23 protein-coding genes are annotated in these 19,394 nt (G+C 41.6%); 9 read left to right on the plus strand and 14 right to left on the minus strand.

Going from position 1 to position 19,394, the window contains the following annotated elements:
• Positions 1-26: 26 nt before the first annotated feature.
• Entirely contained in the window at positions 27-1,244 is a 1,218-nt protein-coding gene (locus V5M37_RS24210) for an NAD(P)/FAD-dependent oxidoreductase (protein WP_213144352.1), read from the minus strand.
• Positions 1,245-1,680: 436 nt separating this feature from the next.
• Here V5M37_RS24210 and V5M37_RS24215 point away from each other — a divergent pair, with 436 nt between their 5' ends.
• Positions 1,681-2,676 (plus strand): NAD(P)/FAD-dependent oxidoreductase, encoded by a 996-nt coding sequence (locus tag V5M37_RS24215; protein ID WP_423799466.1) that lies wholly within the window; start codon positions 1,681-1,683, stop codon positions 2,674-2,676.
• A gap of 47 nt (positions 2,677-2,723) precedes the next feature.
• On the opposite strand, the gene V5M37_RS24220 is transcribed toward V5M37_RS24215, so the two are convergent.
• Complete coding sequence (locus V5M37_RS24220) at positions 2,724-3,791, minus strand: NAD(P)/FAD-dependent oxidoreductase (protein ID WP_423799467.1); 1,068 nt, start codon at positions 3,789-3,791, stop codon at positions 2,724-2,726.
• Between the two features lie 264 nt (positions 3,792-4,055).
• Between V5M37_RS24220 and V5M37_RS24225 the strand changes: the two genes are divergently transcribed.
• Positions 4,056-4,295 (plus strand): YuzB family protein, encoded by a 240-nt coding sequence (locus tag V5M37_RS24225; RefSeq protein WP_423799468.1) that lies wholly within the window; start codon positions 4,056-4,058, stop codon positions 4,293-4,295.
• 137 nt (positions 4,296-4,432) lie between these two features.
• A complete protein-coding gene (locus tag V5M37_RS24230; RefSeq protein ID WP_213117857.1) occupies positions 4,433-4,798 on the plus strand; it encodes a HesB/IscA family protein in 366 nt (121 codons plus the stop codon).
• Between the two features lie 50 nt (positions 4,799-4,848).
• On the opposite strand, the gene V5M37_RS24235 is transcribed toward V5M37_RS24230, so the two are convergent.
• Positions 4,849-5,175: a YuzD family protein gene (locus V5M37_RS24235; protein ID WP_213144348.1), complete on the minus strand. Its 327-nt coding sequence runs from the start codon at positions 5,173-5,175 to the stop codon at positions 4,849-4,851.
• 136 nt (positions 5,176-5,311) lie between these two features.
• Here V5M37_RS24235 and V5M37_RS24240 point away from each other — a divergent pair, with 136 nt between their 5' ends.
• On the plus strand, positions 5,312-5,554 hold the full coding sequence (locus V5M37_RS24240; protein WP_241114018.1) for a NifU family protein: 243 nt from the start codon (positions 5,312-5,314) through the stop codon (positions 5,552-5,554).
• Positions 5,555-5,616: 62 nt separating this feature from the next.
• Here the strand turns inward: V5M37_RS24240 and yutH are convergent, their stop codons facing one another.
• A complete protein-coding gene (gene yutH, locus V5M37_RS24245) occupies positions 5,617-6,627 on the minus strand; it encodes a spore coat putative kinase YutH (RefSeq protein WP_423799469.1) in 1,011 nt (336 codons plus the stop codon).
• Between the two features lie 184 nt (positions 6,628-6,811).
• On the opposite strand from yutH, the gene V5M37_RS24250 reads away from it, so the two are divergent.
• Positions 6,812-7,312, plus strand: a complete 501-nt coding sequence (locus V5M37_RS24250) for a phosphatidylglycerophosphatase A family protein (protein ID WP_423799470.1) — start codon at positions 6,812-6,814, stop codon at positions 7,310-7,312.
• Positions 7,313-7,465: 153 nt separating this feature from the next.
• Here the strand turns inward: V5M37_RS24250 and V5M37_RS24255 are convergent, their stop codons facing one another.
• From V5M37_RS24255 to V5M37_RS24265, 3 genes are all read right to left on the minus strand, one after another.
• Positions 7,466-8,230: a TIGR01457 family HAD-type hydrolase gene (locus V5M37_RS24255; RefSeq protein ID WP_423799471.1), complete on the minus strand. Its 765-nt coding sequence runs from the start codon at positions 8,228-8,230 to the stop codon at positions 7,466-7,468.
• A 61-nt stretch (positions 8,231-8,291) separates the two neighbouring features.
• Positions 8,292-8,729: a DUF86 domain-containing protein gene (locus V5M37_RS24260; protein WP_213144343.1), complete on the minus strand. Its 438-nt coding sequence runs from the start codon at positions 8,727-8,729 to the stop codon at positions 8,292-8,294.
• A 27-nt stretch (positions 8,730-8,756) separates the two neighbouring features.
• Positions 8,757-10,058, minus strand: a complete 1,302-nt coding sequence (locus V5M37_RS24265) for an EAL domain-containing protein (protein WP_423799472.1) — start codon at positions 10,056-10,058, stop codon at positions 8,757-8,759.
• A gap of 188 nt (positions 10,059-10,246) precedes the next feature.
• On the opposite strand from V5M37_RS24265, the gene V5M37_RS24270 reads away from it, so the two are divergent.
• Together V5M37_RS24270 and V5M37_RS24275 are read left to right on the plus strand one after the other, a co-directional pair.
• Positions 10,247-10,513, plus strand: coding sequence for a DUF3055 domain-containing protein (locus V5M37_RS24270; RefSeq protein WP_213144341.1), 267 nt, complete (start codon positions 10,247-10,249; stop codon positions 10,511-10,513).
• A gap of 58 nt (positions 10,514-10,571) precedes the next feature.
• Positions 10,572-10,865 carry a cytosolic protein gene (locus tag V5M37_RS24275; protein WP_423799473.1) on the plus strand — a complete coding sequence of 98 codons (294 nt, stop codon included), beginning with the start codon at positions 10,572-10,574 and terminating at the stop codon, positions 10,863-10,865.
• A gap of 34 nt (positions 10,866-10,899) precedes the next feature.
• Here the strand turns inward: V5M37_RS24275 and V5M37_RS24280 are convergent, their stop codons facing one another.
• The gene (locus V5M37_RS24280) at positions 10,900-11,175 is read right to left on the minus strand and encodes a YutD family protein (protein WP_213144339.1); all 276 of its coding nucleotides are present in this window, start codon (positions 11,173-11,175) and stop codon (positions 10,900-10,902) included.
• Positions 11,176-11,289: 114 nt separating this feature from the next.
• Here V5M37_RS24280 and V5M37_RS24285 point away from each other — a divergent pair, with 114 nt between their 5' ends.
• Positions 11,290-11,928, plus strand: a complete 639-nt coding sequence (locus tag V5M37_RS24285) for a YhcN/YlaJ family sporulation lipoprotein (RefSeq protein WP_423799474.1) — start codon at positions 11,290-11,292, stop codon at positions 11,926-11,928.
• A gap of 56 nt (positions 11,929-11,984) precedes the next feature.
• Here the strand turns inward: V5M37_RS24285 and lipA are convergent, their stop codons facing one another.
• Positions 11,985-12,905 carry a lipoyl synthase gene (lipA, locus tag V5M37_RS24290; protein WP_423799475.1) on the minus strand — a complete coding sequence of 307 codons (921 nt, stop codon included), beginning with the start codon at positions 12,903-12,905 and terminating at the stop codon, positions 11,985-11,987.
• A 178-nt stretch (positions 12,906-13,083) separates the two neighbouring features.
• Here lipA and V5M37_RS24295 point away from each other — a divergent pair, with 178 nt between their 5' ends.
• On the plus strand, positions 13,084-14,067 hold the full coding sequence (locus tag V5M37_RS24295; protein WP_423799476.1) for a M23 family metallopeptidase: 984 nt from the start codon (positions 13,084-13,086) through the stop codon (positions 14,065-14,067).
• Between the two features lie 28 nt (positions 14,068-14,095).
• Here the strand turns inward: V5M37_RS24295 and yunB are convergent, their stop codons facing one another.
• The 5 genes from yunB to sufB form a co-directional block, all read right to left on the minus strand.
• Positions 14,096-14,881: a sporulation protein YunB gene (gene yunB / locus V5M37_RS24300; protein WP_213144336.1), complete on the minus strand. Its 786-nt coding sequence runs from the start codon at positions 14,879-14,881 to the stop codon at positions 14,096-14,098.
• 92 nt (positions 14,882-14,973) lie between these two features.
• A complete protein-coding gene (locus V5M37_RS24305; protein ID WP_378582819.1) occupies positions 14,974-15,276 on the minus strand; it encodes a YunC family protein in 303 nt (100 codons plus the stop codon).
• 67 nt (positions 15,277-15,343) lie between these two features.
• Entirely contained in the window at positions 15,344-16,693 is a 1,350-nt protein-coding gene (locus tag V5M37_RS24310; RefSeq protein ID WP_423799477.1) for a bifunctional metallophosphatase/5'-nucleotidase, read from the minus strand.
• A 103-nt stretch (positions 16,694-16,796) separates the two neighbouring features.
• Positions 16,797-17,642 carry a DUF72 domain-containing protein gene (locus V5M37_RS24315; protein WP_423799478.1) on the minus strand — a complete coding sequence of 282 codons (846 nt, stop codon included), beginning with the start codon at positions 17,640-17,642 and terminating at the stop codon, positions 16,797-16,799.
• A 294-nt stretch (positions 17,643-17,936) separates the two neighbouring features.
• Positions 17,937-19,334, minus strand: coding sequence for a Fe-S cluster assembly protein SufB (sufB, locus tag V5M37_RS24320; RefSeq protein WP_423799479.1), 1,398 nt, complete (start codon positions 19,332-19,334; stop codon positions 17,937-17,939).
• Between the last annotated feature and the right edge of the window lie 60 nt (positions 19,335-19,394).

A 19,394-nucleotide genomic window follows, 5' to 3' on the forward strand; every position in this document is an offset into this window, starting at 1 on the left:
TGTCCTTTTTTTGTTACGGAGATTTATTAAAAGATATTAAATTTACCTTTTTTCAATACAAGACCAGCTCCGCCAATCATGTAAAGAGAACGGTTATCGACTACTTTCTTCATGAAAGAAGCACTTGCCCCTGTTATTTTCTTACCAAAAACAACTCCAATAGCGTCATCCTCACCAAGAGAGCAGACAGTACCTTTATTATCAAACTTGAACTCTTCAAGGTCTTGCTTATTGCGTACAAGTGCAGCAATATTACGTGCACACACTTCACCCTGCTGCATCGCTATCTGCGCAGTCGGCGGATATGGGCGGTTGATTTCTTCATTAATAACCAGCGAGCTGTCGCCAAGAATGAAGACATCATTGAAGCCAGGAACTCTTAAATCAGGTTGAACTTTGACACGCCCTCTCATTGCTTCGAAACCGGACTTTTCGATAACGGAGTTTCCGCGGACACCGGCCGCCCAAACAACAGTACCGGCTTTGATTTCACGAGGCTCATCTTCACCTTTTGCAACAAAAATCCCTTCAGGCGTGCACTCCTTAATTGCCGTTCCGATTAAGAATTCAACACCCTTACGCTCCAATTGTGATACAGCATACTTTACTAATTCAGGATCAAATCCAGGCAGTACAGTTGGTGCAGCTTCCACACAGATAATTTTCACTTTATGCTGATCCACATCGTATTCATGACATAATTCTGGAACACGATTGGTCAATTCTCCAAGAAACTCGATTCCTGTGAAACCAGCGCCGCCGACAACAATTGTCAAGCGTGTATCATCCTTTTCCTCTTCCATATTGTAAGTGGCGAATTGATATTCCATATGCTCACGAAGCAAACGGGAGGAATTTACATTCGTAATACCGAAAGCATATTCCTTCAAGCCTTTGATGCCGAAGGTTTCAGGCTCTCCGCCAAGTGCAATCACAAGATAATCATATTCCACTTCGCCGTTCTCTAAAATAACTTTCTTTTCATCCTTCTTAATCTCAACAACGGTACTTTGAACAAAGTCAACCTTGCTGCGATCAATGACATCGCGAATATCATAACGAACCTTGTCGTGGTGCAATGTACCGGCTGAAGCCTCATGCAGCCAAGTGGTTTCATAGTGGTAATCATTTTTGTTCACTAAGACAATATCCGCTTCGTTAACACCAAGGTGCTTTTGCAAGCGTACAGTCGTCATCAGCCCGCCGTAGCCCGCTCCGAGAATAACAATTTTAGGCTTTCTCAACGCAATCACTTCCACCCTTATAAAATATTTTAAATAAATCCTCTTTTTCTTATCTTCCACAGCTTTGTCGATTATTATTTTGGTTTACTGGAAAATGTATGTGATATAATTCACGAACGAGGATAAAAATAAAGAACCTAGCAAACATAAAGTTTGGGAATCCAAACAAATGCTATTTTGTGAAAAACAGAGCAAGACATTTCATAAAAAATTGTACCTGTTTTGTCACAAAATCTTAACAATATATCCACAATACATCATATGCTACTTCTATCCGAAATTCAAGCAATTTATCGAATATATTTATCGCAAAAATAGTATAAATTTTCACAAATTATTATTCATTGTCATAATTTTCTCAACAAAGATATGAGGATTTACATATTTTATGTTATGATATGAGTGGAATCGTAACTACTAGTTGGGGGGATACGGAGTGCAAGAGCAAAAGGTTTATGATATTACCATCATCGGAGGAGGCCCCGTTGGTCTTTTTACTGCCTTTTATGGGGGAATGAGACAAGCATCCGTTAGAATTATTGAAAGCTTGCCTCAGTTGGGCGGTCAATTATCTGCGCTTTATCCGGAAAAATATATTTATGATGTTGCCGGATTCCCAAAAGTCCGTGCACAGGAGTTAATAAATAACTTAAAGGAGCAAATGGCCAAGTTTGAGCCTACTGTTGCTCTGGAGCAATCTGTGGAAAAGCTTGAAAAGCAGGATGATGGAACCTTTAAATTAACAACAAACAAAGAGATCCACTATTCTAAAACCGTTATTATCACTGCCGGAAATGGTGCATTCCAGCCTCGTCGTTTGGAGCTCGAGAGCGCTGCTCAGTATGATGGCAAAAACCTTTATTACTTTATCGATGATTTGAATCAATTTGCCGGACAAAAGGTTGTTGTATTTGGCGGCGGCGACTCTGCAGTCGACTGGGCACTAATGCTTGAGCCAATTGCCGAAAAAGTAACGATTGTTCACCGCCGTGACAAGTTCCGCGCCCATGAACACAGCGTAGAAAACTTGATGAATTCCAAAGTAGATGTGAAAACACCATATGTTCCTGCAGAATTAATCGGTGATGAAACTGGCATTAAACAGGTCGTTCTTGAAACCGTAAACGGAGAAACAAAAGAAACCGTTGACGTTGACGCCGTTATTTGCAACTATGGCTTCATTTCCTCCCTCGGACCTATTAAAGAATGGGGCCTCGAAATTGAAAAGAATTCCATTAAGGTAAATTCCAAGATGGAAACCAATATCCCTGGAATTTACGCTGCCGGAGATATCTGCACCTATGATGGGAAAGTAAAATTAATTGCCTGCGGCTTCGGTGAAGCCCCAACTGCCGTAAATAATGCGAAGGCATACATGGACCCTAAAGCAAAAATCCAACCACTTCATAGTTCTTCCATGTTCGATAAATAATTATTAACTAATACGAAAGGCGTCCAAATTAGGACGCCTTTTTAGTATTATCCATTATGAAATTTGTACATCCACAGTACCCCTGATTTTAGCAGACGGGCAACGCGGCCGGTTAAAGGCCGATCTGCTAGCATCGCAAAGCCATGCTTTTTCCCTAATGAACCAAGAACTCCCTTTAATTTGATAGGCGGGAAAGAATCAGGCAGTTCTTCGCCGTTCCAGCGCTTTTTTAAAACTTCGACAATCTGTTCGGCCTGTCCTTCTGCTAGCTGTGCACTTGGCGCATGCGGCAGACTTGCACAATCACCGAGAACAAAAACATGCTCATCATGAGGCAAAAAGTGCTGCGGGGTTAACACCATTCGTCCCGAGCTATCCTTTTCCCCTTCCATTTCACGGATAACTTTATTCGCCTGGATCCCTGCTGTCCATACAATTACATCACAAGAAATGGACTTGTCATGGTTATAAAGGGTGTTTTCCTCTACTTTGGTGATATTGGAATTATTAATGATTTCAACGTTATGCTTTACAAACCAGTTCTCTACATATTTGCTCAACCTGTCAGGGAATGCAGAGAGAATATGCTTCCCGCGGTCAAATAATTTTATTTGCAAATCATCGCGGCTTTCGCTTAATTCGCTGGCAAGCTCCACTCCGGATAGGCCTGCCCCAACAATCCCAACGACTGAACCAGGAGGTAAATTATTCAAGACAGAATAGGTTTCCCTTGATTTACCGATACTTTGAATGCTATAGGTATATTGATCAGCACCCGGCACACCATGGTATTTATCTTCACAGCCCAATCCGATAACGAGGTCATCATAGCTTATTGGCTGAGCGTCTTTTAACAGGACATTTTTTTCTTCTCTGTCAATCCCGATGACTTCCCCAAAAACTACCTCAAGTCTAGGATGCTCTGGAAAGGAAACGCGTATTTCTTTATCTGAAATCGTCCCAGCAGCTAAAGCATAGTATTCTGTTTTTAAACAATGGTAAGGAACACGATCCACAAGTGTGATGGTCACGTCCTCAGGCAGGTTATTGGGAAGAAGTTCGGAGAGAATTTTCATGCCCCCATAACCGCCTCCAAGAATGACTAATTTTTTCATGCTTATTTCCCCTTTGTCATAACTGTACTATAGATTTTTCTATTTTTTTATTTTGTTCAGAAAGACAGTATTTCAATTGAAATTACGAGTGGGATTTTATTGAAATAGATATTCCGTCCATTTAACACACAAATATGAGTATAACGAAAATATGGCTAAATAACAACACATTTAAAATACATCTTGACAGGTTTGCCAAGAACGTGATAATTGACGAAGCAGCCTAAAAGCGGTAGGATAAGTAGTTGTGGAGAGGTGAAGGTAATGATTAAGCCGATCATTGAATTTTGTGTCAGTAATCTTGCTAGTGGGGCACAGAAAGCACTAGAAATATTAGAAAGAGATCCAAATTTGGATATCATTGAATATGGATGTCTCGGCTATTGTGGTAAATGCGCATCCACTCTCTATGCGCTTGTAAATGGAGAAGTTGTTATTGGTAAAACCCCTGAAGATTTGGTGGATAATATTTATCAGTATCTCGAAGAAAATCCTATGTTCTAAATATAAAGGGAGCTAGCCGCTCCCTTTTCTATATTGACAGCATATCCTGTTACTAAAAAATCGTATTAGTTGAGTAGTTTTCAGCTAGTGTATATACTAATTTTATAAGCCTCAATTATTTAAGGAGGGGTCAGATTATGAGCAAAGATATCGTTATTTTAACAGAAGCAGCATCACTGCAAATTAAAGATATGATGAAGCATAATGAAGAGGAAGGCGCTTTTTTGCGAGTCAGTGTAAAAGGCGGCGGCTGCAGCGGCTTATCTTACGGCATGGGTTTTGAGCACGAAGTTAAAGAAGATGACCATCAATTTGAACAATTTGGCATAAAGGTTCTTGTCGATAAAGAGAGTGCTCCAATCTTAAATGGAACGAAAATCGATTACAAGCAATCGATGATGGGCGGGGGATTTACGATTGATAACCCTAACGCGATTGCGTCTTGCGGCTGTGGTTCATCTTTCCGTACCGCAACAGCGGCTGGAACACCTGAAGAGTGTTAAGACTTTGTTTTAAGATCAGAGGCTGTCTTTCGAGACAGCCTCTTTCCTTCTTATATCGCCTTGTACCCGTACTTTTCCAATTCGGAAAAAATCGTTTTAAGACGAGGGTTACCCTCGCCAACCACTTTATCCTTTATCACCACAACCGGATAAAACATATCCTCTTCAATAACCCTCTGGGCAAATTGCGATTTATCGCTATCTTCAGGCGGCTGAAAAATATCTACATAGGTCATTTTAACAGGCTGCTCCGGAAATTTTCTCGCAATCGCTGCTTCCAGCCATTCAAAGGTTTCCTTTGAGGATGGCAGATTCACACAGCTTGGGCAGAGTACTGCCGCTCCATAAAGGATAATTTCCACTTCCGTAAATTCCATAAAACCATTCCTTATATTTTTCTTTTATTTTACAATATAGCCCCTTCAAAACCTAAGAAAATGACTTTATTTCTCCAGTTTCTGAGAATGGATTTTTCCTTGCACCGACAGTATAATATAAGTAGGAAAGGAGTCGATGAAAGTGTCAGAACAGGAAATGTTTGAACAAGTACAAGAAGTATTAGATAAATTACGCCCATTTCTTCTTCGCGATGGCGGAGACTGCGAACTAGTTGATGTGGAGGAAGGCATTGTTAAGCTTCGCTTACTTGGCGCTTGCGGATCTTGCCCAAGTTCTACCATCACACTAAAAGCAGGTATTGAACGGGCTTTACTAGAAGAAGTACCTGGTGTTGTTGAAGTCGAGCAAGTTTTCTAAAAAATAATAATAAAGCGATTGCCTAAAGAAGCAATCGCTTTTTTGTATTCAGTTAAAGCCCATTAAGAATATAACCAATCCAGCTGCGGAAGGCTTAAATGTTTCACCGGCGCCCCTGAAATATGAAAAAAGCCTGCCAGAAAACGTTCGTATTCGGAGGACTGCCGCAAAATTTTCCCTAAAGTATCCTCCAACAGCTTTTTTTCCTGTTCCGAGCGGGTAATATAATAATTTTCCACACACTCGAAGTAATGGAGCGGAAAAATTAAGCGGGCATATAAAAGCCGCCATGAAAAAGAGGACAATGGGGATATCCCCTGATATTCATCGTAAAACTGTTTTAATTCCATATCATATGTCTGGATATTATGAAAATATTGTTCCCTTGTCCACTCAGCCAAATCACGGCTGCGGTGGTCGAATACCCATTCAAATGGATTTCTGATCATATATTGCCCGCCCCACGTTTTTTTCGTGAAACGTTCATAGCAAACTGTCCCGCTGTCTGTTTCCAAGGGGGAATCATCAATTTCCGTATCCACTAAATATTGGATCGCATTCTCTGTTAATCCCATGTAATACGGAAATGACTCAATAAACAATTTTTCAAATTCATCCTCGGGTGTTTGAAAAAGCAGTCCACTCCACACTTTTTCCATCTGTTCCAGCCGTTTTTCCCAAATCCCCTTCCATTGTCCAACTCTGCTCGACCGCTGAATCTGAAAAGGCACCCTTCTGCCCCGCTCATGAAATTTTGCCAGTTTCCGCCCCAATTTGGATATTCGCTGCTGCTGGTCCGTCTGCCGGTTTACTAATACGCAGTATTTATTTTGTTCCCAGTTTGTAATATAGTTGCCATCCTTAGTCTGCATGAATGCAGGGACATTTTTGTCACCTGTTTGGCGCATATGTTCAGCAATGCTTGCCAGTTCCTTCATATCCTCCTCCTCTCTGCCCCCAGGACTTACAATCAAATATAGCAAGCCATTTCCTCTTAGCGCATCAAAAGCATCTATTTTAACCTGTTCCTCAGCCTTGATTCCATATTGATCCTCCAGCATTTTTCGCAGCATCTCTCCACCCCTTCTTCTTTTCACCTCTACGTCATATATATGAGTAAAGCCAAGAAAACTTGTTGTCTTCCTTTTAGTAATAACAATTCATAAAGTTATTTTATTTGATTCTTGAAAGGATAATTGCATATCATAAGTTAATAGAGCAATTATAGAAAAATTTACAGAAAAGGTGATATAAGGGATGGCAGAACAAAAAAAGACAAATGTTGTTCAGGAAACGGCTCGCAGGTTATTGAAAGAAAGAGGGGTAGAAATCCAAGATATTGCCAATTTGGTTTTTTATCTCCAGGAAAAATATCATAAAAACCTGCAAATGGAAGACTGTATTGCGAACGTGGAAAAAGTACTTACTAAAAGGGAAGTCCAAAATGCCATTATTACCGGAATCCAGCTTGATGTCTTAGCTGAAAAAGGGATGCTTGAGGAGCCGCTGCAATCAATTATCGCAACAGACGAAAGTCTTTACGGGGTGGATGAGATTTTGGCTTTTTCGATCGTGAATGTGTACGGTTCAATCGGCTTTACTAATTACGGCTATATCGATAAGCAAAAGCCTGGTATTTTGGCACATTTAAATGATAAATCAACTGGCCAATGCCATACCTTTTTAGATGATATCGTTGGCGCCATTGCCGCTGCCGCCTCAAGCAGACTGGCACACGCTGCAGCCAATTGCGAATAAGATTAAAAATAAAGAAAACTCGCCGATTGACGAGTCCCTAAGGGCGAAGACAGAGGCGTAGTTGCACTTATGCGTTAAGAAAGTATAAAGCTTTCGACAGAAAGTTTATATTTTCTTATTAACAGATAAAGGATGGCTATTTCAGCCATCCTTTTATGGTTCCCAGTGGTCCAGTGTATCGATTGTATATGTAGGATGAATAGTATATCCTTTTAATAGTTCCTTCGTGGTGACGCCCGTATGAACGAGCAAAGTGTCGATCCCTGCATTTATTCCCGCTAAAATATCAGTATCATAATTATCGCCCACCATCAGCGTATCTTCTTTGGCCACACCTAAAACCTTTAACGCCTGTTCCATAATAATAGCTTCCGGCTTTCCGATAAAAATCGGCTTTGTTTGCGTTGATACTGCTATAACCGATGTTATCGAGCCATTGCCCGGTACTAACCCTCTTTCAGTGGGCAGGGCGATATCGCCATTTGTCGAAATAAATATGGCTCCGTTTCGGACAGCCAGACAGGCAATTGTCAGCTTTTCATAATCAATCGAGCGGTCAAGGCCCACTACGACAACATCGGCATCTTCCCCGGCAAACCGAAAGTCCTTTTCCTCAAGTGCTGTGCGAATCCCTTCTTCACCAATAACATAGACAGAGGCATCCTTTTTCAGTTCCTCGATATAATTGGCGGTTGCCTGACTTGTCGTAAAGACCCTATCTTCCGTAGTTGGAATATCAAAGCTGTTTAATTTTTCCGCCACCTGTGCCGGGGTCCGGGTAGAATTATTTGTCACAAATAAATAGGGTATTTCCTTTTTCTGAAGGTTCTTAATAAAATCAGAAGCCGCTTCTATCCTCTCCGTGCCTTTGTACATCGTTCCATCTAAATCAATTAAATATCCTTTATATTTCTTCAATCATCCCACTCCTTAGTTGATCTTGTCCTCCTCTTTAAAAAGAAAAAGACCGATTGCGGTCTTAGTTTTTAAATGCTGAAACTGGTCCCAATTCATTCGTAAGATAATCCCGTACATTCACTGAAAAAATAGTCAGTGCAGGAAGATGATTTGAAAATTCCCGGGTTAATTCACTATGGTCAATTTCCGTATAAAACTGCACCAGTTTTTTCCGAAAACTGATTAGAGCTTTCAGGCTGCTTCCTGTTTCTTCAGTAACGACCTTTTCATCCATTAAAATATCTATAATGTCTTCATAGCTTCCTGGATCACGCATGATAAAGCCGTCAATCATGGCATTACCGACATCCAATACCGACTCGAGCATCATGTGCGTAAGCCTTTCTAATGCCGCCTTTTCAATGGGGGTCGACCATACCTGCTGGGTAGAGAAATGAGTGATCTGTGTTTCCAAATAAACTAATGTCGTTTCAATTTTATCCCGGTCAACAAAGTACATGAACTCCACTTCCTTCTATTTTCTGTTCTAAGTTGCCATTTCCATGTTTAGTACAGTAGGCGGAGCGTAAAAATAGCCTTGTGCCAAATCGACCTTGTTTCTTGAGAGGACAGATGCCTCATCCTCATTTTCGATTCCCTCCGCGACAACCAGTGAACCGGCCTCCCGCGCGACTAGGAGAATCCCCTTTAACATCGATTCCTTAAGCGAATTTTTATCGATATTTTGAATAAGAGATCGGTCAATTTTTATAATATCCGGCATAATTTCACTAATGGTACTTAAATTGGAGTATCCCGCGCCTGTATCATCAATGGCAATTCGAAACCCCATTAATCGTAACATTTTTATATTATAAATGAAATTCTTTAAACCTTCGATTGAATCGTTTTCTGTAATTTCTATTGTTATTTGTTTTGGTGATATACTAGTGAATCTTTGCAATAAATTCTTTATATCCCTTGTGAAACGAATATTTCCAAGGGTTAACGGAGTACAATTGATAAAAATATCCTGTCTGCATTTTGCTGTCTTAATTTGTTCAAACGCTTTTTCCAATACCAGCATTTCGAGTGCATATAATGTCCCTGTCTGCCTTGCAACCGAGAATAACGGCAAAGGATTTTCTACTGCCGTACCTTTAGGCCCCCGTGTCAAAAGCTCCCATGCACGTATTTCATTTGTTGCCACATCAATAATGGGCTGGGCCAGGAGACGGATATTTTTACTAGTAATAATTTGATTGATCATATAATCTATATCATCATATTTTACTGCCAGTCTTTTTTCAGCCATCGCAATGGCCTGTCGATGGGCTTTTTGGATGGAATCAGAAATGGAGTAATGTTTCTTGTCAATAAACATATATCCGGTTTCAAAGTGAATTTGCTGTGAAGGATAATGTTTTTGCAGACTTCCCTCAACATAATAAAGCAATCCGTTTATGACATGATCCATATCAGACAAAGTGTTTTTATCAACATCCACCTTCATAATCAAGGTCACCACATCGCCATAAAAGTCATGCAGCGCGATGATCTCATCTTCTTTCAGTTCCTCTTGGACAGCATGGCGAAAATACTTTTTTAACTGCTTCATGAAATAACCTTGCTGTGATTTGCCTTTTAAAACCGACAATTCATTCATATTTTGCAGGTGAAAAACAAAAACTGCTGCCTCCAAGCCTGATTGAAAGGCGGCTGTTACACCCTCTAATACAGGGTTGCGCAATATAAATTGAGGCGGATAAAAGCGCAAGGAACCAGCAGGAAGCAAAATCTTCCCCCATTCCATTACCCCTAATAGCATATTCATGATGCGACGAGCCATACATTCATCCCTCACAACCAGTTTAGCTTACAGATTTAGTTATATTATAACATATTTTTACATTATCCGTATTTTTTGAAGAAAAATATTCCTAAACAAATGGTTGGGAAATTTAATCCTTCTCCCATCCACTGCAGGAATTTGTTACTATAGATAATGTGAGAGTATTTTTTAAAAGGAGATATGAAATGAGCGAGCGTTTTTTCTTATATGATGATACCGAAAATACCAAAACAAGGTTTGTCAGCTTTGTCGGGGAAAATCAGCGTTATGATTTAGCAGTCGTAAAAACGGACCGGCACTACGGCAAATCCCTAGTAATGAATATGCAAGGAAATCGATTTGCCATCATTGGGCATGATGATCTCGAGGAGGAAGGATATTTAGAATATGCTTTTAATATTAATGAAGCAGAGGCAGAAGAGCTAAAATCCTTCTTACAGGAGATTATCTAAAGGTTGACTCATGTTTTTCACTCAGGATGAAATAATAAAAGAAAAAGGAGTGAGGAACATGGCTGAAAAGGATTCCGATAAATACGGGGATTTCTCGAATGTGGAAGTACAGCGGAACTATCTGACTGCGGAAGAATTTCCCGATGGCCCTTTAGGGTCGCCGATTCGTAAAGAAGACCCTGTCGAACTGAAGAGTACCTCGTGGAAAGAGGGGCAGCGCCGGTACAGTGCATTTAACTATGAGTTTAAGGCCCTGCATCAGGATTTGCCAAGAGAATACCCGGGAGCGCATCCTCCACATGATGATAAAGAAACCGATGAACAGGCCCCGTATAACAATAACGAAGCTTAAAAAATAAACGAAGGGGATTAAATCGCCCCTTCGTTTATTTTTTAACCTTTTTTAACACAAAATAAGCACACCCAAAATTGCAGTATTCATAAAGATACTCGCTTAAAGTGCTGATTTTTGTATCAAAGGTTGCTTTTTGATTTTGGTCCTCAAAGAAGCCTTTTAATCGGAGCTGGCCATAGCCCCAGTCCCCCACAATATAATCATATCTGGATAAGATGTCACTATATCTAGCCTTTAGGGCTTCCTCATTAAAACCATTCCGAAATTCCTGTACAAGTTCGTAAGTAGTGTTATTAATAAGAATCATGGTTTTCACCTCAAATTTTGCCAGCTATCTTTATCCCATTATAACCGATTCACCATCAATTACTAAGAAAAAAAATGAGTGCTTTGGAAAATCTAATAAAAGGAGGTGTTAATGTTGAAAAAATTAAGCATAATCATTGGATTATGTGCACTGACAGCAATGACAGGCTGCACAAAGGACATGGGTAAAAACGACGTATATGAAGAGTCTGGCAATACCATCAATGTGAACAATAAACGTCACGAGCTCTACCGTGAAGGTGCAAGCAAGGATATCCGCAACACCAGCAATGACTATGGCTTTGTACGTCATCAGAAAAGTCCCCTGATGAACGATAATAACACAAATGATGGTTACACGGCTCTAGACCGTGAACAGGTAGCTCATGTCATCAGCCGCTTAAGCGCCAATAATCCAAACGTTCATGATGTGGCTACATTGGTAACGGACAGAGAAGTTTTAGTGGCGTACCGTACCGATTCGAAGGACCGAAATTTAACGGCAGACCAGGTGAAGAAAACAGCGTTATCTGTAGTCCCAAGGTATTACCATGTATATGTCAGTGATAATAAGGTCCATATCCGAGATATCCAAAACTTGGCTAATTTGGATTCCCTCAGCAGTAAATCACGTGATCAGGTAAATTATGTAATCAAACAAATGAAAAAATCCCCACAAGGGATGAGAATGAACGATAGTGAAGATGAAAACGGTCTGACAAAGGACGATATGGATTATAACCACAAACGCTAATAAAAAGAGTTCAGACCCGAATTAAACTAAGGGCTGAACTCTTTTTTAAATTCAAGTTATTTGGCCTCCTGCGTACTTTGTTCGCCAAGTAATTGCTTATGCTTTGCAGCAGCATTTACTTGTTCATCAGCGTGATAAGAAGAACGAACAAGCGGTCCCGCTTCGCAATGGCTGAACCCTTTACTTATGGCAATGTCACGTAATTCATTAAACTCATCGGGGCTATAGTATTTTATAACCTTTAGGTGGCTTTTGGTCGGTTGCAAATACTGGCCGATCGTCATAATATCAACATGATTTGCCCGCAAATCATCCATAACCTCAATAATTTCTTCTTTTGTTTCGCCAAGGCCAATCATTAAGCTTGATTTTGTAGGAATACTTGGGTTCATTTCCTTTGCTCGGCGCAGGAATTCTAGGGAACGATCATATTTTGCACGCGCTCTGACTCTCGGTGTCAGGCGTCTGACCGTTTCAATATTATGGTTTAAAATATCTGGCTTCGCATCCATCAATGTCCGCAGGTTTTCTTCTTTTCCACCCATATCAGACGGCAGAACCTCGATGCTTGTAAACGGGTTTTTCCGGCGGATGGCCCGAACGGTTTCCGCAAAAACAGCAGCACCGCCATCCTTTAAATCATCTCTGGCAACTGCGGTTACGACGACATGTTTCAGGTTCATAAGCTGAACGGAATCAGCGACTCTTTCCGGCTCCTGCCAATCCAATTCTGTCGGCAGACCCGTTTTTACAGCACAGAAACGGCAGGCCCTGGTACAGGTATCACCGAGAATCATAAAGGTAGCCGTTCGCCGTACTGCCCAGCATTCGTGAATATTTGGACAGCGCGCCTCTTCACAAACGGTGTGAAGATTCTTTTCCCGCATCAATTTCTTTAATCCTGTATATGATTCATTTGTATTAAGCTTTATTTTTAACCAATCAGGTTTTCTCAGGACTTCCTCTTTCTTGCTCATCATGCACCCCCGACTATGTTTAAACACTCCTGTTGTCACTTTAACATACTTGGGTCGACAACGACAAGAAGTCAGCATCTGCCGCAATGATTTTCCCGATTTCCAATTATTGACCATAATGAAATGTTCTAGAATCCATAAACTAACCTTGAACTATAAATGGGAAGGGAGAATTCCTATGCGGGCTGTGCTGATAATAGCAGCTTTCCTATTGTTATTTACCTCAAGTATAGAGGCAAAAGCTGCGGAAGCCAATCCATACCAAGAACGAATGAAGCTTTATAAGAAGGTTGAAACCATCACCCAAATTCCTTGGTATTATTTAGCTGCGGTTGACCAATATGAACGAAATGTCCGCTTGGCACGCCGCGATTTGCCAAAACCAGAGAGCCTGATTGGCATTTATTTTCGCCCTGAACAATGGGCCGGGCTGACTAACCCTAATCCATCCGAAGAGAATCCTGCAATTATCCAGTTTTTTAATGGAGTCGGAGTTGATGGGGATGGAGATGGAAATGCCAGCCTTAAAAATGATGAAGATGTATTGTATTCCTTTGCTCATTATCTGCTTTCTTATGGAGTAGATGAAGATAATATTAAAATCGGTTTATGGGATTATTACCACCGGGATCGATCGGTTGGCAGCATCGTCAGCTATGCCAAAATGTACCGTCATTTTGGACGGCTGAATTTGGATACAAATGTTTTCCCAGTTCCTTTAAGAAGCAATCACAGCTATCGCAGCACCTGGGGAGATGCCCGGGGCTGGGGCGGACGAAGAATTCATGAGGGGACTGACATTTTTGCCGGCTATGGTGTACCGGTAAGGGCTACTTGTTACGGGATTGTGGAAATGAAGGGCTGGAATAAATTTGGCGGTTGGAGAATAGGCATTCGGGATATCAATAACACATATCATTACTTTGCCCATCTCAGCGGATTTGCCAAAGACTTAAAGGTCGGGCAAATTGTTGAACCCGGGATGGTAATTGGCGGAGTAGGAAGCTCCGGCTACGGCCCTCCAGGCACATCAGGGAAATTCCCGCCGCATCTCCATTATGGCATGTATAAAGATAATGGGATTACCGAATGGTCATTTGACCCCTATCCGTATTTGGCAAAGTGGAAACGCATTGAACGGATGAATGTACGCAAAAAATAAGGACTGTCCATAATGGATAGTCCTTTTGTTAATTTCCTGATTTTTTGGTATCCTGCTTTTTCTCGGGAACCTGAATGGATGGAATCATGCCTCCTCCGCCGTTATAGAACTGCGGAACTGTTCCCTCGACAAGAGCACTTCCAACTGGAATACTTTGCTTCAATTTCGTAATTTTCGTAGCAAATGGAGTAATAATTTGAACGGAGACCTCTATCTCAATCGAGACTTCCACCCATGTATTATTGATCCCCATTTCTTTCGTTTGGATATGCACATCCGGTTCCACTTCGCCAATGGCTTGAAATTTGACAGGTATTTTCGGACCGAGGTTCCCGAGCAGCGCAATATTGGTTGCCTGCCCTAATGGGACATACCAGGTGATCGAATTCTCATCCTTCGTGTTCTCTGTTTCAATTTCCACATCTGTAATCTGTTCCAGCTGGGCAAGATTACCTTGTTTTGCCGCCTTCAAATTCTTTTGAATTTGTGCCGTTGTTTCAGCCAATACCCTGTTAATTAAATCCGTATTTAACTGAAAGTTTTGTTTCTCCCCATCGCTGCCTGGGATGATTTGCACGACTTGATTATTTTCTCCGACATTGGTGGTCCTTTTCGTAATAGCTCTATTTATCACAAGTGAAGCTATATTCCGGGTTTCTGATTCGGCATATCTCATTAAGGTAGGTTCAATCCCTTTGTTCACAAGCAATACACTGATTGCTGATGTCAACAGGAAAAAGACAAAAGTTAAAAGCATGACATATCGGAAAGGCAACGGACCTCTTCGCCGCCGGTACATGCGAAATTTTGCCAACAAAAATCACCCCTTCATCGTATGTGTATGCGAAAAAGGGGTGAACTAGCCCAATAAATAAATGGTAAAAAGCCTGCTACGATAGCAGACTTTTATATCATTTTCAGCAAGGCGTCTTTACCGATCATACCTTTTGAGATTCCTAATTCCTCCGCGCCAATTGTGACGGATTCCAGCGGCGCGTTCAACAGCTGGTCAATCGTTCTTACTCCGACAGCTCTTCCTGCGATAATGTTACGGTCCTTTAGTTTATCATTTAATAAGCCGACATCCAACGCACCGCACATTATATATCCTTTATCGCTTGTCACAGCAAGCAAGGTCGTTTTCGGAAGTAAAACGGAGACCGCCAGGAACGTATGGCCGTCAATTTCAATTGGTGAAAGATCAATCATCAGGATTCCACACTCCTTTCCCTACTATCACATTATGTAGGAAAAGGAAAAAGCGTGTGTCCCAGGATTAAGACTGGGTCTTTAGTTTCCATTTCAGGATATCGCGCAAAAATTCCGGCAGAAAATATTGCTTATCCTTATGAGGCAGAACTCCTTTAAAAAAATGCCCAAACGTAAACATATCCGGTAGTGCAAGTGTATAGATTTTTTGCGGCTCCAGCTTTTCTCCATTAATAAAAATTTCTCCGGAATGAAACGTGATTCCGTCATAAACAAAGATTCCCAGCATGTTTCCTCTAAAACCAAGCCCTTTAATTTGCCTTTGATGAAGGCTTTCATCCATCGTTTCAATTAATATATCTTTTAATTCTTCGCCGTTAACCTCGACAACACATGGATTAATCGGGTGCGGGCAGATGTTTAAAAGGTCAAATTCTGTCACATCGCCGGATAACGGCCCAAGAAGAAGGCCAGCATTGATCATCGCACAATCTGTATGGCACCAATCCCGTAAAGCTTTGCATAGGAAATGCGAGAATTCTGTTTCTTTAAACGGATTGCTTAAGAATGGCTTCGTTAGAGTCGTGACTCTTCCATTAAGCAGCTTTTTCCCTTTATCTAGGAAGGCCTCTGCTATCTGAGCCTCATTTTGAGCGGCCGGAAGCTCCTTTGTATCATAAAGAATGGCTTGTTTGTCTTGAATGGTTTTCTGGCTGTCCAACGTAATCGTAACCTGGCCCACATAATAGCCAAATTTTCCGGCGGCCGCCAAAAGCGTATTGTCTACAAGCTTTCCATTTTCCAAAAAATGATGAGTATGAGCACCCAGAATCACGTCAATCTCAGGAAATTCTGCTGCGATTCGTTCATCATCACGAAGGCCGAGGTGGGAAAGCAGAATAACCATGTCCGATTGTTCCTTTACGGCTATGATCCATTTTTTAAGCTCATTAATCGGCTCGGTCAGATTCCAGCCAAGTAATTCGTAGAGACGCGCGAAGTTAGCCGTTAGGCCGATGACGCCAAGGCGAGTACCCGATTTGGTTCGATAAATTTGATAGGGCTTCACCCAGCCTGGCTGCTGGTTATTTTTTTGAAAAAGATTTGCTGCCAGCACATCAAATTGTGCATCATCATAAAGCTGATCGAGCTCGTTGTGCGGCAGGTTGATTCCTTCGTTATTGCCAATTGTGACTGCAGTATATTGGCATTCGTTTAAGAGGTCAATACTCGCTTTACCCATGGTCGCCTCTGTCAACGGATGCCAGCGGTCAATGAAATCGCCAATATCAAATAGGAAAACCTCGTCTTGGTCTTGGTGCTGCTTCCTTTGCTGCTTCAAAAATTGCTCGATGCGCGGCCAATTTTCCAAGTGGCTGTGGATGTCGTTCGTATGGTATATATGTATTCTTTCCATTTGCATCTACCTACCCTGTTATTCCTTCATAGATTAGCCGAACCCCGACGATGACAAGAAGAATAATCCATTCCATTGCTTCACTTTCTTTCTATGTCTGCTTTTAAAATAAGTCCAGCTGTCTTGGAGCCAATCCCTCATATTCAATATTTAATATGTCCATCATCTGTTTAGCGTTATCTGCTGCGTCGCCGCCGGAATTGTTGTTAAACAGGAGGTACACATTGTCGCATCCCTCGGCAAGCTTGTGGATGCGTTCGGCCCATTCATTAAGCTCCTGCTCGTTATAGCGGTAAAGGTAGCGGACATCCCGCCAATTCTCGGCGTTTTTCTTTTGCCAGCCATGGACATTGCGGCCGTGGAATCTGACAAGAACCTTATGTGGGTTTGTGGATACAAGAACCGTTGGAACGGAACCCTCCCCGGATTGCGGTTCATCACATATGCTGTGGATCCAATTTTCCTGTTTCATAAACTCTAGTGTCTGTTTGTGGTATTGCGGCGCAAACCAGGATTGATGCCTAAATTCGAGTGCACACGGGATTTCTACCATTTGCTGTTTGCACCATCTTAAATAATCGACATTTTCCCGTTTGCAATCAAACCACGGCGGAAATTGAAATAAAACCATGGCAAGTTTATTTTTCTCAATATAAGGGTCCAATGATTCTATAAATGCTTGAAACATTGCTTGTTTATTTTCAAATGGTATATCACCTTGATTGTGGCCTGTCATGCCTTGATAGGCTTTGACGATAAATTGAAATTGAGGCGGCGTTTCATTGACCCATTTCAAGGTGTTCCTTTGGGGCTGTATCGCATAAAAAGCGGTGTCCACTTCCACGATTGGAAAATGGCCTGCGTATTCCTTTAATTTGTCTCTGGGCGTGATTGGACCTGTATACAAACTGTCGTGGTCGCCCCAGCCTGTCAGACCGATATATATCAATGGATTCACCTCCGCTTTTTATAATAGCATAACCTTTTTAGTTGGGAATAGTTGGACGATAGTTAGCGCGCCTTATATGACAGTTGGCCGGCTTATCCGACAGTTGGAAGGACCTATACGACAGTAAGCATCCTTTCTGAGAGTATTCCGTCCCCATCCGAGAGTAATCCACCCTTATCCAAGAGTATCCTGCCCCCATCCGAGAGTATTCCGCCGCCATCCTAGAGTAACCCCATTCCCAATGCAAAAACCCGCCTGCCTATCCCAGCAAGCGGGTTTAATTTTTCAAAGATATTAACCGATTGAGCCTTCCATCTCGAATTTGATCAAGCGGTTCATCTCAACGGCATATTCCATTGGAAGTTCCTTTGTAAATGGCTCGATGAAGCCCATAACGATCATTTCAGTAGCTTCCTGCTCGGAGATACCTCGGCTCATCAAGTAGAATAATTGCTCTTCAGAAACCTTAGAAACCTTTGCTTCGTGCTCAAGTGAGATGTTGTTATTTAACACTTCGTTGTATGGAATCGTGTCTGAAGTAGATTGATTATCCATGATCAACGTATCGCATTCGATATTAGAGCGAGCGCCGTCTGCTTTACGGCCAAAATGGACCATGCCGCGATAGTTTACACTTCCGCCATGCTTAGAAATCGACTTAGATACGATCGTTGAAGAAGTATTTGGTGCTAAGTGAATCATCTTAGAACCAGTATCCTGCACTTGGCCTTTCCCAGCAATCGCAATCGATAAGGTCATACCGCGGGCGCCTTCGCCTTTTAAAATAACAGCAGGATATTTCATCGTTAATTTAGAACCGATGTTACCGTCAATCCATTCCATTGTCGCATTTTCTTCGCAGACAGTCCGCTTTGTTACAAGGTTGTAGACGTTGTTTGCCCAGTTTTGAATCGTTGTATAACGGCAGTAGCCGCCTTTTTTTACGATGATTTCTACAACTGCACTGTGCAGGGAGTTAGTTGTATAAACAGGTGCTGTACAGCCTTCAACATAGTGGACAGATGCACCTTCATCAACAATGATCAGCGTTCTTTCAAACTGACCCATGTTCTCAGAGTTAATGCGGAAATAAGCCTGTAATGGTGTATCCACCTTAACACCTGGTGGTACATAAATGAACGAGCCGCCGGACCAAACAGCTGAGTTTAATGCGGAAAATTTGTTATCAGTTGGCGGAATAACCGTTGCCCAGTGTTTGCGGAAAATATCTTCGTTTTCCCTTAATGCAGAATCGGTATCTTTAAAGATGATTCCTAATGCCTCAAGGTCTTCCTTCATGTTATGGTAAACAACCTCGGATTCATATTGCGCAGAAACCCCTGCAAGATACTTTTGCTCGGCTTCAGGAATTCCAAGTTTGTCAAATGTCGCTTTAATTTCTTCCGGTACTTCATCCCATGACTTTTCTGATTTCTCCGATGGTTTTACATAGTAGGTAATTTCATCGAAATTCAATGAGTTTAAATCACCGCCCCATTGCGGCATTGGTTTACTGTAAAATATTTCAAGTGATTTCAAGCGGAAGTCAAGCATCCACTGAGGTTCACCCTTCATTTTTGAAATCTCTTCAACAATCTCACGTGTTAAACCACGTTTTGATCGGAATATGGAAACGTCTTTATCGGCAAAACCATATTTATACTCGCCGATCTCCGGCATTTTCTTCGCCATCGCAAGTATTCCTCCTTTTTTTACGAGAGGTGAAAGCTCCAGGCAAGAGGCCGGATACTT

It is taken from the genome of Neobacillus sp. SAB-20_R2A (assembly GCF_049568635.1).
Classification (GTDB): Bacteria; Bacillota; Bacilli; order Bacillales; family Cytobacillaceae; genus Neobacillus; species Neobacillus citreus.